We start from the raw sequence: 15,110 nt of genomic DNA, 5'->3' as shown, positions 1-15,110 counted from the left end.
TTTGGTAACTGCGTGGTCTGGAGACGATAACGCCGCGCGGCCCGGGGGCAGCGCGGCGAACGTTATGGGACGCTTGGGTCCCACAGCGAAGAGGGTTACGGCAGCAGGTGCTTGACGCCTTCGCGCTCTTCGGTCAGTTCCTTCAGCGTCAGGTTGATGCGTTCCTGCGAGAATTCGTCGATTTCCAGGCCCTGGACGATCTTGTACTCGCCGTTCTCGGTCGTGACCGGGAAGCCGAACATGATGCCTTCAGGAATGCCGTACGAACCATCCGACGGCACGCCCATCGTGGTCCACTTGCCGTTGGTGCCCAGCACCCAGTCGCGCACGTGGTCGATGGCCGCGTTGGCTGCCGAGGCTGCCGAGGACAGGCCGCGTGCTTCGATGATGGCCGCGCCGCGCTTGCCGACGGTCGGCAGGAACGTGTTGGCATTCCATTCCTGGTCGTTGATCAGTTCCTTGACGGACTTGCCGTTCACCGTGGCGAAGCGGTAGTCGGCGTACATCGTCGGCGAGTGGTTGCCCCACACGGTCAGCTGCTCGATGTCCTTGACGGCCGTGCCGGTCTTGGCGGCCACTTGCGACAGGGCGCGGTTGTGGTCCAGGCGCAGCATCGCGGTGAAGTTCTTGGCCGGCAGCGAAGGTGCCGATTTCATGGCGATGTAGGCGTTGGTGTTGGCAGGATTGCCGACGACCAGCACTTTCACGTTGCGCGAAGCGACGGCGTCCAGCGCCTTGCCCTGCACCGTGAAGATCTGCGCGTTCGCTTCCAGCAGGTCCTTGCGTTCCATGCCCGGGCCGCGTGGACGGGCGCCGACCAGCAGGGCCACGTCGGCATCCTTGAAGGCGGTCATCGGGTCGCTGTGCGCGGTCATGCCGGCCAGCAGCGGGAATGCGCAGTCGTCGATTTCCATCATGACGCCCTTCAGCGCCTTCTGCGCTTTCTCGTCAGGGATTTCAAGCAGTTGCAGGATGACCGGCTGATCCTTGCCCAGCATGTCGCCGTTGGCGATGCGGAACAGCAGGGAATAGCCGATCTGGCCGGCGGCGCCGGTTACGGCAACACGCATTGGGGTTTTAGCCATGATGAATCTCCAAAGTGGAATAAAAAACGAAGCTGACTGACTGTTGCTGTTTTGCGCTGATGCCCGCGCTCCTGCCCACCTACGGCTCTGCTGCACTGCCGGGCGCGGCGTCCGTTGCTCAAAACAGCAATGATACCAAATTCGCCTCCCGGCGCGGCTTCACTTTCGCCCCCCCATTTGCAAGGGGCGCAGCGGGCGCGCAGAGGCAATACTCTCCATGTTCGCCCTGTGCGAGAGGTCATGCGGTGCGCCGCACGAGGCTCGCCAGGAATAACATCGTGGGCGAGTGTAGGCTTCGTTATGCCTTCTGTCAATCATATCTTATGTCTTATATAAGACATATAACTCGGGTGGTTTTACTGGACGGGCAGGGGCTTTTGTGGTGAAATCGCGGTCTATGAATTCCGTCACGCCCACCCAGACCAGTCCAGGCAGCACAACGGATGCGCCGGCTGCGGGCGCAGGATCGGTCACCCCGGCCACCGTGCCCGCCACGCCGGCCGCCTCCGCCACACCTTCCGCCTCCGCCGTCGCTTCGCCCACGTTTTCGCCTCTGTACCAGCAGATCAAGGCGCTGATCACGCAGAGCCTGCAGTCGGGCGAGTGGAAACCGGGCGAGATGATTCCCAGCGAAGTGGAGCTGGCCAACCGCTACAAGGTCAGCCAGGGCACCGTGCGCAAGGCGATCGACGAACTCGCTGCCGACAATCTCGTCATGCGCCGCCAGGGCAAGGGCACGTTTGTTGCCACGCACCATGAAGCGCGCGCCCACATCCGCTTCCTGCGGCTGCGTCCGGACGAAGGCGTGCCCCATTACCCCGAAAGCCGTTTCCTGGAAGTGCGCCGCCTGCGCGCGCCGGCGGACGTGGCGCGCCTGCTGGAGCTCAAGTCGGGCGACGCCATCATCTATATCAAGCGGGTCCAGTCGTTCGACGGCATTCCCACGATCATTGAGGAGCAGTGGCTGCCGGGCGGGTTGTTCAAGGGCTGACGGCCGAGCGCCTGTCCGAGTACAAGGGCCCCATGTACGGCCTGTTCGAATCCGAATTCGGCACGCGCATGATCCGTGCCGACGAGAAGGTGCGCGCGGTCGTGGCGGGCCCTGACGAGGCCGTACTGCTGGCGGTCGAGCCCGGCACGCCGCTGCTGTCGGCCGAGCGTGTGTCGTTCACTTACGGCGACAAGCCGGTCGAGCTGCGTCGCGGCCTGTACCTGACCACGCGCCACCATTATCAGAACGATCTGAACTAGAGGAGCGGCGTGACCCGCGTTCGCATGGAGCGGCGCAACATAATTTTGGTTATATGTAACAATAGATATTGGTCGAAGCTGGGAAATAGGCGAAAATCGCTGTCTCAGGACTGCAGAGCAGCGCAACAAAGCTGCGCCATCGTGAATTGACTCAAACAGCGGTTCATTAAATAGAAAGTAAAAGGGAGGTTTGTCATGTCTGAAGCCGTAAGGGAAGCACCGCGCAAGCAACGGCGAGAAATCCGTAACATTCACGTTACTGAGCTGATGAATTATCGTCAGCCGTTCTCCGCCATTGTGTCCATCATGCACCGCGTGAGCGGCTTCCTGATGTTTGCCCTGCTGCCGTTCATCCTGTATCTGCTGCAGGAAAGCATCCGTTCCGAGATCTCCTTTGCCCACTTCCAGGGCATCGCCTCCCATCCGTTCGCCAAGCTCGTCATCCTGGCACTGGTCTGGGGCTACATGCACCACTTCTGCGCCGGCGTCCGCCACCTGGTCATGGACACGCACGTCGGCCTGGACAAGGATTCGGCCCGCAAGAGCGCCATCGCCGTACTCGTCATCACGTGGGTTGTCGTCATTCTCGTCGCCCTGAAACTGTTCGGAGTGTTCTAAAAAATGAAAAACAATATCGGACCGAAGCGCATCGTCGTGGGCGCGGGCTACGGCCTGGGCGAGTTCCTGGCGCAGCGCGCCACGGCGGTGGTCATGGTGGTGTACACCGTCGTGCTGCTGCTGGCTTTCCTGACCGGCAGTAATTTCACGTACGAAGGCTGGGCCGGCCTGTTCGCCCAGACGTGGTTCAAGCTGTTTACGCTGGCCACCCTGATCGGCATGTTCTACCACGCCTGGGTCGGCGTGGTCAGCATCTACCAGGATTACATCAAGAACATCGCCGTTCGTTTCATCCTGCATACCGCCTCCGCCATCTGGCTGGTGGCTTGCGCCGTCTGGTCGGTGCAGATACTCTGGAGTGTTTAAATCGTGGCAGCTATCAAATCTGGAATTCCTGTCCGCCGCTTTGACGCGGTGATCGTTGGCGCCGGCGGTTCCGGCATGCGCGCTTCCCTGCAACTGGCAGAAGCCGGCCTGAACGTTGCCGTGCTGTCGAAAGTCTTCCCGACCCGTTCCCACACCGTCGCGGCGCAGGGCGGCATCGGCGCTTCGCTGGGCAATATGGCCGAAGACAGCTGGTTCTGGCACATGTTCGACACCGTCAAGGGCGGCGACTACCTGGGCGACCAGGATGCCATCGAATTCATGTGCCGCGAAGCGCCAAAGGTCGTCTACGAACTGGAACACTTCGGCATGCCGTTCGACCGCAATCCTGACGGCACGATTTATCAGCGTCCGTTCGGCGGCCACACGGCCAACTTCGGCGAGAAAGCCGTGCAGCGCGCCTGCGCCGCGGCCGACCGTACCGGCCACGCGCTGCTCCATACGCTGTATCAGCGTAACGTGCGCGCACGCACCCACTTCTTCGTCGAATGGATGGCGCTGGACCTGATCCGCGACGCCGAAGGCGACGTGGTCGGTGTCGTGGCACTGGAAATGGAAACGGGCGAATGCATGATCCTGCAGGCGAAGACGACGATCTTCGCCACGGGCGGTGCCGGCCGTATCTTCGCCGCCTCGACCAATGCGTTCATCAACACCGGCGACGGCATGGGCATGGCGGCACGTGCCGGCCTGCCGCTGCAGGACATGGAATTCTGGCAGTTCCACCCGACCGGCGTGGCCGGCGCGGGCGTCCTGATCACCGAAGGCGTGCGCGGCGAGGGCGGTATCCTGATCAACTCCGAAGGCGAGCGCTTCATGGAACGCTATGCGCCGACCCTGAAGGATCTGGCGCCGCGCGACTTCGTTTCGCGTTCGATGGACCAGGAGATCAAGGAAGGCCGCGGCTGCGGTCCGAACAAGGACCACGTCATGCTGGACCTGCGCCACATCGGCAAGGACACCATCGAGAAGCGCCTGCCGTCGATCCTGGAAATCGGCCACAAGTTCGCCAACGTCGATGCGACGAAGGAACCGATTCCTGTCGTGCCGACGATTCACTACCAGATGGGCGGCATCCCGACCAATATCCACGGCCAGGTCGTCACGCCAGCCGGCGACGGTTCGCAGAAGGTTGTGGGCGGTCTGTACGCGATCGGCGAATGCGCCTGCGTTTCCGTCCACGGCGCCAACCGCCTGGGTACGAACTCGCTGCTGGACCTGGTGGTGTTCGGCCGCGCGGCCGGCAACCACGTCGTCGGCCAGAACCTGGGCCCGAAAGAGCACAAGGACCTGCCGAAGGACGCCGCCGACTTCGCGATGGAGCGCCTGAACCGCCTGGAAACATCGACCGGTTCCGAGCGCGTGCAGGGCGTCGCCAACGACATCCGCGCCACGATGCAGAAATACTGCGGCGTGTTCCGTACCGACGACCTGCTCAAGCAGGGCTTCGACGAGATCATGAAGCTGGACGAGCGCCGCAAGCACGTGTCGTTCAAGGACAAGTCGAAGGTGTTCAACACCGCCCGCGTGGAAGCGCTGGAACTGGACAACCTGATCGAAACGGCCAAGGCCACGATCACGTCCGCCGTCGCCCGCAAGGAATCGCGCGGCGCCCACGCGCACAGCGATTTCCCGCAACGCGACGACGAAAACTGGATGAAGCACACGCTGTGGTTCTCCAATGGCAACCGCCTGGAGTACAAGCCGGTCGTCACCAAACCGCTGACGGTGGAAACCTTCAAGCCAAAAGCACGTACTTTCTAAGCAAGGGCCTCACATAAAATGGCACGCACTCTCAAATTCAAGATTTACCGCTACGATCCGGACAAGGACGCCAAGCCGTACATGCAAGACCTGACGGTCGAGCTGAAGGACACCGACAAGATGCTGCTGGATGCCCTGCAGCGCATCAAGTCCGACGTGGACGATTCGCTGGCCCTGCGCCGCTCGTGCCGCGAAGGCGTGTGCGGTTCCGACGCGATGAACATCAACGGCAAGAACGGCCTGGCCTGCACGACCAACCTGAACGAGCTGTCCGAGCCGATCGTCCTGCGTCCGCTGCCCGGCCTGCCGGTCATCCGCGACCTGATCGTCGACATGACGCAGTTCTTCAAGCAGTACGATTCGGTCAAGCCGTTCCTGATCAACGACTCGATTCCGCCGGAGAAGGAACGCCTGCAGACCCCCGCCGAGCGCGAGGAACTGGACGGCCTGTACGAGTGCATCCTGTGCGCATGCTGCTCCACTTCGTGCCCGTCGTTCTGGTGGAATCCGGACAAGTTCGTCGGTCCCGCCGGCCTGCTGCAGGCCTACCGCTTCATCGCCGACTCGCGCGACGAAGCGACCGGCCAGCGTCTGGACAACCTGGAAGACCCGTATCGCCTGTTCCGCTGCCACTCGATCATGAATTGCGTGGACGTGTGCCCGAAAGGCCTGAACCCGAACAAGGCGATCGGCAAGATCAAGGAATTGATGGTCCGCCGCGCCATCTGATATGAGCGACGAAATCAACCGTGAACATCAGGCGGACCCCGCCAACCGTGCCCGCCTGCGCTGGCGCGCGCGGCGCGGTCTGCTGGAAAACGACATCATCCTGACGCGTTTTCTGGATGCGCACGAAACGGAATTGACCGACGAGGAAGTGGACGCATTCACGCGGCTCCTCGACTTGTCGGACAATGCGCTGATGGATCTGGTTCTGGCGCGCAGCGAGCCGCAAGGCGAAGTCGATTCTCCGCACGTGCATGCATTGCTGGCCCGCCTGCGCCGCGCCTGATTTTTTTTAATGCCGCATCTCTCCATAAGGAAGAGCCCATGAACACCTCTGAAAACAAAGCCACCCTGTCGTTCTCCGACGGCAGCGCCGGGATCGAATTCCCGATCTACAAAGGCACCGTCGGTCCGGACGTCATCGACATCCGCAAACTGTACGGCGCGACCGGCAAGTTCACGTACGACCCGGGCTTCATGTCCACCGCGTCGTGCAACTCGTCGATCACGTATATCGACGGCGACAAGGGCGAGCTGCAGTACCGTGGCTACCCGATCGAGCAGCTGGCCGTGAACGCCGACTTCATGGAAACGTGCTACCTGCTGCTGAACGGCGAACTGCCGACGGCGGCGCAGAAGGACGCGTTCGCCGACACCGTCACCAAGCACACGATGGTGCACGAGCAGATGCAGTTCTTCTTCCGCGGCTTCCGCCGCGATGCGCACCCGATGTCGGTCCTGGTCGGTACCGTCGGCGCACTGGCGTCGTTCTACCACGACTCGCTCGACATCAACGACGCGCAGCAGCGCGAGATCTCCGCGATCCGCCTGATCGCCAAGATGCCGACGCTGGTCGCCATGGCGTACAAGTATTCGATCGGCCAGCCGTTCATGTACCCGCGCAACGACCTGTCGTACAGCGCCAACTTCATGCGCATGATGTTCGGTAACCCGTGCGAAGAGTACAAGGTCAACGACGTGCTGGTGCGCGCGCTGGACCGCATCCTGATCCTGCACGCGGACCACGAGCAGAACGCTTCCACCTCGACCGTCCGCCTGGCCGGTTCGTCGGGCGCCAATCCGTTCGCCTGTATCGCTGCCGGTATCGCCTGCCTGTGGGGCCCTGCCCACGGCGGCGCGAACGAAGCGGCACTGACGATGCTGAAGGAAATCGGCTCGGTCGAGAACATCCCTGCCTTCATCGAGAAGGTCAAGGACAAGAACTCGGGCGTCAAGCTGATGGGCTTCGGTCACCGCGTCTACAAGAACTTCGACCCGCGTGCAAAACTGATGCGCGAAACGTGCCACGAAGTGCTGGAAGAGCTGGGCCTGCAGGACGACCCGCTGTTCAAGCTGGCGATGGAACTGGAAAAGATCGCGCTGAACGACGAGTACTTCGTCTCGCGCAAGCTGTACCCGAACGTCGACTTCTACTCGGGTATCGTGCAGTCGGCCCTGGGCATCCCGGTTTCGCTGTTCACCGGTATCTTCGCCATGGCCCGCACCATCGGCTGGATCGCCCAGTGGAACGAAATGATCGCCGATCCGGAACAGAAGATCGGCCGTCCACGCCAGCTGTTCGTCGGCTCGGCAGTGCGCGACGTGCCGCCGCTGAAGGATCGCAAGTAAGCGTCAAGCTTCAAGCGACGGGAAAGCGGACCTTCGGGTCCGCTTTTTTTGTGCCCATGATTGACAGGCATCCTGCAGTTCCGGTGGCGCTGCAGGACGCTGCAATATTTTTCATGCGTTCTTTTCAGGCGTTGTGTTTATTTCACCTCTGCTACAATCCGTTCTCCCCGTAGAGCCTTGGTGACTTCAAGAATGCTGATACTGAATGTCGACGATTATGCCCAGGCGCGCTACGTCAAGACGCGCCTGCTCCGCAATGCGGGGTTTGTCGTCGCGGAAGCGGGCAACGGGCAGGAGGCGATCAGCATGGCCGCGGCACTGTTGCCTTCGCTCATGCTGCTCGATGTCCGGCTGCCCGATATCGATGGTATCGAGGTGTGCCGCAGGATCATGGCCGACCCGGCAACGTGCGCGATCCGTGTCATCCATATCTCCGCAGCCTTTATCACGACACGGGACATCGCCAAGGGCATCGCCAGCGGAGCGAGCGAGTACATCGTTGTCCCTTACGAACCTCAGGAATTGATTGCCGTGGTCCGGCGCGAAGCGGCATGGGCGCGTTGATGCATCCGCCGGCCATGACAGGCACGGCCGACGGAGAAAGCGACGGCGGCGGCAGCTGGATGCGATCGTCACTGCACCAGGCGCGGACGGGTTGAACCGTTCATCGAATGCATCAGGCAGCTCGTCGGTCGCGTGGCCACGTGCGTGCGACGCCACCGGCCCGATCCCACTAATATTCGTTAATTTTTCGGAAACCCAACGATGACCCAGACTGCCAAAAGTCTGCTCGACCTGCATGACCTGTGCACCAACGCGACAGTTGCCTTGTTCGTCATGGACGAGCACCAGCACTGCGTATACATGAACCCGGCAGCCGAGCGGCTGACCGGCTTTGCCCTTGCCGAGGTGCAGGGTGCGCCTCTGCATGATTTTGTCCACCACACGCGGCCCGACGGCAGCCCGTACCCCCTTGCCGAGTGCCCGATCGATCGCGCCGCGCCCGCCAACATGCAGGAGCAGGGCACGGAAGTGTTCGTCCACAAGGACGGCACCCTGTACCCGGTCTCGTTCACGGCGAGCCCGATCCGGCGGGACGGGCGGGTCGTGGGGACCGTCATTGAAGTGCAGGACGCCCGCGGCGGTCTCGAGAGGGAGCGTGAGCGCGAAGCCTTGCAGCGGATCGGGATGCTGATCGTCCAGGAATTCGATCACGAGAAAATTGTCCAGGCCGTCACGGACGAGGCGACCGCCCTGACCGGCGCCCAATTCGGCGCATTTTTCTATAACGTGCGCAACGAGGCGGGCGAATCGTACACGCTCTACACCATTGCGGGCGTGCCCAAGGAAGCGTTTTCCCGTTTCCCCCTGCCGCGCAACACGCACCTGTTCGGCCCCACGTTCCGTGGCGAGGGTACCATCCGCAGTGACGATATCCGGCTCGACCCGCGCTACGGCAGGATGGCGCCGCACCACGGCATGCCGGCCGGACATCTGCCGGTGCGTTCCTATCTGGCGGTGGGCGTCAAATCAAGCGAGAACGAGGTCATCGGCGGGCTTTTCTTCGGACACGAGGCGCCACATATTTTTACGGAAGAGCATGAGCGCATCGTCGAGACGCTCGCGGCACAGGCCGCGATCGGGCTGAACAAGGCTTCGCTGTACCAGGAAGCGCTGTTCGCCAAGAAACGTGCCGAGCTGGAAGCGGCCGAAAAGCACCGGCTGTACGAGGAGGCCGCGCGCGCAAACGAAGCAAAGGACCAGTTCCTGGCAACGGTCTCGCACGAATTGCGTACGCCGCTGACGTCCATTCTGGGCTGGTCCCATATGCTCACCTCGGGCAAGCTCGATGGTGCCATGGCCCAGCGGGCGATCGAGACCATCGAACGCAATGCGCGGGCGCAAGCGCAGATCGTCGAGGATCTGCTGGACATATCGCGCATTGTCAGCGGCAAGCTGCGCCTGAACGTGCAGCTGTTCTCGCCGCAACCCTCGGTCGAAGCGGCGGTGGAGGCCGTCCGCCCGGCCGCCATCGCGAAATCGTTGAACATCCAGCTGGTGCTCGACCCGCTGGCAGGTCCCGTCTCGGGCGATCCGGAGCGGCTGCAGCAGATCGTCTGGAATCTGATGTCCAACGCCATCAAATTCACGCCCAAGGGGGGCCGCGTCCACGTCGCCTTGCACCGGCATCACTCGAGCATTCACATCGTCGTGTCCGATAACGGTGCCGGCATCCCGCAGGAATATCTGCCGCGCATCTTTGAAAGCTTCACGCAAGTCGATGCCACGTCGAGTCGCAAGCATGGCGGCCTTGGTCTTGGCCTGGCGATCGTGAAGAAGCTGGTCGAACTGCATGGCGGCACCGTATCGGCGTTCAGCGAAGGGCTGGGCCAGGGCGCTTCCTTCACGGTCGTGCTGCCCGTTGCGCCCCTGGCGAGTGCCCAGGCTCATGCAGCTGCGCCGCAGGTCGCCGCCGGCGCCTATCGTGCGCCCATCGACATGGACCAGTTCAGCCTGACAGGAGCGGTCGTGCTGCTCGTGGAGGACGATGACGACGCCAGGAACATGCTGGCCGCCGTCCTGACCGGCGCGGGCGCCATCGTGGAAACCGCCAACGACGCGGAGTCGGGCCTCCTGCTGTGGGAGGGGATTCGGCCGGACATGATCGTCAGCGACATTGGCATGCCAGGCATGGATGGCCACGGCTTCATTGCCGAGGTGCGCCGGCGTGAAAGCGCCGAGCGGCGCGCCGCTGCCCCTGCGGTTGCCTTGACCGCCTATGCACGCGTCCAGGACCGGATGCGGGCGTTGACGAGCGGTTTCCAGATGCACGTGGCCAAGCCGGTCGAGCCCGCCGAGCTGTTGACCGTATTGTCGACCTTGCGCAGCTGGCGCGGCGGCTAGCGTTGCCCGGGCGGTCGTCCGCCTGGACGATACGCCCGGTTCCCGGCCAAGGTGTTGCTGGCACGCTCGCTGGCGCCGCGGGCAGGCGCGGCGCCAGCGCCCTCGACACGTATTTGTCCCGGGGATACAGGAATGTGCTCAGCACAATACATTGCGGGTGCCGAAGGGAGCGCTGGCCCGACTGTTATAATCGCCGCTACTGCCGAGCTCAAGAGCTCCGTGCACACAGCCCGGAGCGTATGCCGCAGGGTGTTCGCCGCGGCGCCCTCTGCGACCTGCAGAGTCCCCACCAGTTCTTCTTGAGTCATGAAAGTCAGATCCCACATCGCATTGCTCGTGCTGGTCATCCTCGCTCCCACGGTGGTTTTTTCGGCGGTGGCACTGGACCTGCTGCTGACGGCCGAGCGCCAGGCGGCCCTGCGCAGCATGCAGGAACTGGCGCGGGCGTCGGTCAACGTGATGGACCGCGAGATGACGTTCGCCATGGCGACGGCGCAGACGCTCAGTACGTCGCGAGTGCTGCAGAACGGCGCGATCGAGGAGTTCTATGCACAGGCGAAAGCGGCAAACAGCCACCGGGACATCCATGCGGCGTTGATCGACGAGAACGGCCAGCAGCTGTTCAACACGGTGCGTCCCTTCGGTACGAAGATTCCCGCCCCTGTTGCCATCACGCAAGCGAGGGTAAAGAACGTCATCGCGGGCGGCGCGCCCGTGTACAGCGGGTTAATCAAAGGTAGTGCGACTGGCAAGTATGTCGTCAGCGTGGAGTATCCGGTGCGGATCCGCGACGGCCGCCGCATGGTCGTCAACGAATGGATGTATTCGGACCACCTGAACAGGTTGCTGCCGGACGAAAATATTCCGCCGTCATGGCTGATCGCCGTGTTCGACCGGCAGGGCATCACGATTGCGCGCAACAAACATCCGGAAAAATTTGTCGGGCTTCCGCCAAGAGAAGAGCGGCTGCGCACGATACTTGCCGGTTTCGAGGGCATCGGGCGGGCGTACACGCGCGACGGCGTCGAGATGTACGGCGCCTGGGAACGGTCTGCCATCACCGGCTGGACTGTCGGTATCGGAGTGCCCGTCACCGAAATCGAAAAAACCGCCGTGCAGTCCGTGGCGTTGACGGCTGCCGGTTTCGTCACCGCGCTGCTGTGCGCGATTGGTGGCGCCGTGCTGTTCAGCCGTCGGCTGCTGGGCGCGATCGGCACGGTCGCCGCCGATGCCGGGATGTTGTCGCGCCATCGGATCCCGCCCGTGAAGGATTTACGGGTCGACGAAATGAACCGGCTGCAGCTGGCATTGCACGACGCGGGCTGCCTGCTCGCGGCCGCCCGGGACAACCGGCAGCGAACGCTCGACGAAGCTCGGGCCGCGCGCGTCCACGCCGAGGAGGCACAGAAAATTGCTGAATCGCAAAACCAGGCAAAGGACGAATTCATGGCCATGCTTGGCCATGAACTGCGCAATCCGCTGGCGGCGATCGCCTCGGGAACGGTGGTGCTGAACCTGCCGGGCATCGATGCCGACCGGGCGGCGAAGGCCCGTTCGATCATCGCCCGGCAAACCGGGCACCTGACCAAGCTGGTCGACGACTTGTTGGACGCCCACCGCATCCTGAGCGGGAAAATCCGGATGGTGCTCCGCCCGGTCGACCTGAAGGCGGCATTGGAGGGATGTCTGGCGGGATTCGAGACGCGCGGCGCCATGCGCAATCATCGGGTCCGCGTCGACCTTGCCGCTGCGACAATCCAGGGCGACCCCACGCGCCTGGAGCAGATGTTCTGCAATCTTGTCGATAATGCCCTGAAATATACACCCGAAGGCGGCAATATCGATATCACCCTGCGCACGGATGCGGGTTTTGCCGTACTGGCCATTGCCGATACCGGCATCGGCCTGGCGCCGGAACTGCTGGCCAGGGCGTTTGAGGTCTTTGTTCAGGGGAAGGTGGTCAATCGGTCGAAAGACGGGTTGGGCATCGGTCTGGCCGTGGTCGATGCACTGGCGCGGCAGCATGGCGGCACGCTGGTGGCGCACAGCGCCGGGGTGGGGCAAGGCAGCGTCTTCACGCTGCGCTTCCCCACGATCGACACCCGGTCCGGCGCTCCGGCAGCGACACCGGACGCACGGTCGCAGGCCGCCGGCACCGTCCTGGTGATCGAGGACAACCGCGATGTACGGGAAATGACGGCGCTGATGCTGGCCGAACACGGTCTTACGGTGCATGTCGCGGAAAACGGGGCCGAGGGAATCGCGCTGGCCGCCTCGGCCAGCCCCGACGTGGCGCTGATCGACCTCGACCTGCCCGATATGTCTGGCCATGATGTGGCGGCACGACTGAGAAACGACCCGCTCACCGCCGCCATCCGGCTGATCGCCGTGACAGGATACGGACAGCCAACCGACCGGGCGCGGGCGCTGGGTGCCGGTTTCGATAAACATCTGACCAAGCCGGTACCGCTGGAGCAACTGATCGCGTCGATCCGGGAACTTCTTCGGCCTGCTCGCTGAATCGACAGGAAAGCCACCATGAATTGGCCTCGACTTATCAACGACCCGGCGACCGACATCGCCCCCACCCGAATGGAACGGCGGATGATGTCGCACGACTGGTCCCGCACCCCGTTGGGCGCGGTGGGCAATTGGCCGCCCAGCCTGTGCAATGCGGTTCGGCTGCTGCTCGACTGCCGTCTGCCGATGTACCTGGCGTGGGGCGACGGGTTCACGCAGTTCTATAACGATGCCTACGTGCCCATCCTGGGCGAGAAGGACGCCGACGCGCTGGGGAACGACGCCCGGGTGACCTGGTCTGAAATCTGGCCGACGATCGGCCCCATGTGGCAGAAGGTGCTGGCCGGCGAAGGCATCGGTTTCGAGCGGTTCAAGCTGACGATCGAACGGTTCGGCTATCCGGAAGACTGCTATTTCAGTTTTTCATACAGTCCGGTACGCGCCGATGACGGAACGCCCAATGGCGTACTGGTCACCTTTGCCGAAACCACACGCGAAGTGCTTGCCGAACAACGGCAGGCGTTCCAGCTTGCCCTGTCCGACACACTGCGCGGACTGAATGACCCGCTGGCGATTACCGCACACGCCGCTTCAATGCTGGGTCGATACGTCAACGCAGACCGCGTCGGGTATGGCGAAATCGATGCCGTATCGGACTCGGTATCCGTGCGCCGCGACTGGACGGCGGCCGGGGGCGCAATGCAGAGCCTGGCCGGCGAGACCCGCCCGCTGGACAGTTTCGGGCCGAACATCATCGCGGTCCTCAGGGCGGGGCAGACACTGCGGCTCGACGATATCGAAGCCGACCCCCGTTCCGCCCCGTACGCCGCCGGCTATGCCAGCATCGGGACGAGGAGCCTGCTTGTCGTCCCGCTCGTCAAGGGTGGCCGGCTGGTCGCCATCCTTTACCTCCACTGTGCGAACCCGCGTCGGTGGAGCGACGCAGACGTCTTTGTCGCGGAAGAGGTGGCGCAACGGACCTGGGATGCCATCGAACGGGCCAATGCGGAGAACGCGCTGCGCCTTGCCAACAGCCGCAAGGACGAGTTCCTGGCGATGCTCGCGCACGAGTTGCGCAATCCGCTCGCGCCGATTGGCGCGGCTGCGCAGCTGCTCGAGCTTGGCCACGTCGAGGGCGCGCGGGCGCTCGATCTGGGCAGGATCATTTCCCGCCAGGTCGGCCATATGACGACCTTGCTCAATGACCTGCTGGACGTGTCACGCGTCACGCGCGGCATGATCGAGCTGGATCTGCATGCGGTCGACCTGCACTCTGTGGTCGAAACGGCAAGCGAACAGGTGCGACCGCTGGTCGAACAGCGCCGTCACGTCCTCGCGTACTCGGCGCCGGCCGAGCCGATGCTGGTGCACGGCGACTTCGTGCGTCTGGTACAGGTCCTGGCGAACGTCATCAATAACGCGGCCAAGTACACGCCCGAAGGTGGCCGGATCGCCGTCGTGCTGACGGGACAGGCCGAGCGCGTCAGTATTTCCGTCACGGACAACGGCAGCGGCATCGCGCCGGAGTTGTTGCCGGATGTGTTCGACTCCTTCATCCAGGGCAGGCGAACGCTGGGGCGCACGCAAGGGGGGCTGGGACTCGGCCTGGCACTCGTCCGATCGCTGGTGGAGCTGCACGACGGGCGGGTCCACGCATACAGCGAAGGCGAACGGCTGGGTACGACAATCACGATCGAACTGCCGCGCTGGCACGGCGGTCCGGCGGCCGGCAGCGAACGGCGCGCAGCGGGGATACGCGCCGGCGGCACCTCCACGCCGCTGAACATCCTGCTGGTCGACGACAATGCCGACGGCGCCGCGATGCTTGCGCGGCTGCTCGGGCAAATGGGACACACGGTGACGGTGGCGCACGATGCGCGCTCGGCGTTGTCGAGCGCCACGGCGGCGGCGCCCCACGTGGTAATGCTCGATATCGGTCTGCCCGATATGGATGGTTATGAGCTGGTGGCCCGGCTGAAGACGCAGCCGGGCTGCGCCGGGGCGCTGTTTATTGCCGTGACGGGCTACGGACAGGGCGAGGCCCGGCAGCGCGCGTTCGACGCCGGATTCTCGCGTCACCTGACCAAACCGGCGTGCCTGGAAACGCTGGCGCACTATCTGGACGAAGCGGCCGGGCTGGCGGGCCGCCAGGTGGGCAACGGATGACGGGATCTGGTTTGTCCTGGACGGTTCCGCAGTCCTGACATAGTCATTTACCCGCCAGTCGTA

11 protein-coding genes and 1 pseudogene are annotated in these 15,110 nt (G+C 63.4%); 11 read left to right on the top strand and 1 reads right to left on the bottom strand.

The genetic code is table 11. The annotated features are described in order from the left end of the window. Nucleotides 1-95 precede the first annotated feature (95 nt). Nucleotides 96-1,085, bottom strand: a complete 990-nt coding sequence (locus E1742_RS08430) for a malate dehydrogenase (protein WP_134384465.1) — start codon at nucleotides 1,083-1,085, stop codon at nucleotides 96-98. Between the two features lie 397 nt (nucleotides 1,086-1,482). On the opposite strand from E1742_RS08430, the pseudogene E1742_RS08425 reads away from it, so the two are divergent. The 11 genes and pseudogenes from E1742_RS08425 to E1742_RS08375 all read left to right on the top strand — a co-directional run bounded on the left by E1742_RS08425 (nucleotide 1,483) and on the right by E1742_RS08375 (nucleotide 15,047). Continuing rightward, a pseudogene (locus tag E1742_RS08425) lies at nucleotides 1,483-2,336 on the top strand (GntR family transcriptional regulator). Nucleotides 2,337-2,531: 195 nt separating this feature from the next. Beyond that, nucleotides 2,532-2,954, top strand: coding sequence for a succinate dehydrogenase, cytochrome b556 subunit (sdhC, locus tag E1742_RS08420; protein ID WP_134384464.1), 423 nt, complete (start codon nucleotides 2,532-2,534; stop codon nucleotides 2,952-2,954). A gap of 3 nt (nucleotides 2,955-2,957) precedes the next feature. Next, nucleotides 2,958-3,320 (top strand): succinate dehydrogenase, hydrophobic membrane anchor protein, encoded by a 363-nt coding sequence (gene sdhD / locus E1742_RS08415; RefSeq protein WP_134384463.1) that lies wholly within the window; start codon nucleotides 2,958-2,960, stop codon nucleotides 3,318-3,320. 3 nt (nucleotides 3,321-3,323) lie between these two features. Further along, nucleotides 3,324-5,102 (top strand): succinate dehydrogenase flavoprotein subunit, encoded by a 1,779-nt coding sequence (gene sdhA, locus E1742_RS08410; protein ID WP_134384462.1) that lies wholly within the window; start codon nucleotides 3,324-3,326, stop codon nucleotides 5,100-5,102. 18 nt (nucleotides 5,103-5,120) lie between these two features. Further along, nucleotides 5,121-5,831 carry a succinate dehydrogenase iron-sulfur subunit gene (locus tag E1742_RS08405; RefSeq protein WP_134384461.1) on the top strand — a complete coding sequence of 237 codons (711 nt, stop codon included), beginning with the start codon at nucleotides 5,121-5,123 and terminating at the stop codon, nucleotides 5,829-5,831. 1 nt (nucleotide 5,832) lies between these two features. After that, nucleotides 5,833-6,114, top strand: a complete 282-nt coding sequence (locus E1742_RS08400) for an FAD assembly factor SdhE (protein ID WP_134384460.1) — start codon at nucleotides 5,833-5,835, stop codon at nucleotides 6,112-6,114. Nucleotides 6,115-6,152: 38 nt separating this feature from the next. Continuing rightward, nucleotides 6,153-7,457, top strand: coding sequence for a citrate synthase (gene gltA / locus E1742_RS08395; RefSeq protein WP_134384459.1), 1,305 nt, complete (start codon nucleotides 6,153-6,155; stop codon nucleotides 7,455-7,457). A gap of 192 nt (nucleotides 7,458-7,649) precedes the next feature. Further along, nucleotides 7,650-8,021, top strand: coding sequence for a response regulator (locus E1742_RS08390; protein WP_134384458.1), 372 nt, complete (start codon nucleotides 7,650-7,652; stop codon nucleotides 8,019-8,021). 201 nt (nucleotides 8,022-8,222) lie between these two features. After that, complete coding sequence (locus tag E1742_RS08385) at nucleotides 8,223-10,361, top strand: PAS domain-containing hybrid sensor histidine kinase/response regulator (RefSeq protein ID WP_134384457.1); 2,139 nt, start codon at nucleotides 8,223-8,225, stop codon at nucleotides 10,359-10,361. A gap of 306 nt (nucleotides 10,362-10,667) precedes the next feature. Further along, nucleotides 10,668-12,881, top strand: a complete 2,214-nt coding sequence (locus E1742_RS08380) for a hybrid sensor histidine kinase/response regulator (RefSeq protein ID WP_134384456.1) — start codon at nucleotides 10,668-10,670, stop codon at nucleotides 12,879-12,881. A gap of 18 nt (nucleotides 12,882-12,899) precedes the next feature. Then, nucleotides 12,900-15,047 carry a hybrid sensor histidine kinase/response regulator gene (locus E1742_RS08375; protein ID WP_134384455.1) on the top strand — a complete coding sequence of 716 codons (2,148 nt, stop codon included), beginning with the start codon at nucleotides 12,900-12,902 and terminating at the stop codon, nucleotides 15,045-15,047. Nucleotides 15,048-15,110: the final 63 nt, after the last annotated feature.

The sequence above is a fragment of the Pseudoduganella plicata genome, from assembly GCF_004421005.1.
In the GTDB taxonomy this organism is placed as follows: Bacteria; Pseudomonadota; Gammaproteobacteria; order Burkholderiales; family Burkholderiaceae_D; genus Rugamonas; species Rugamonas plicata.
The sequence above is the reverse complement of the archived record's forward strand: the minus strand, read 5'-3'. Positions and strand labels throughout refer to the sequence as shown.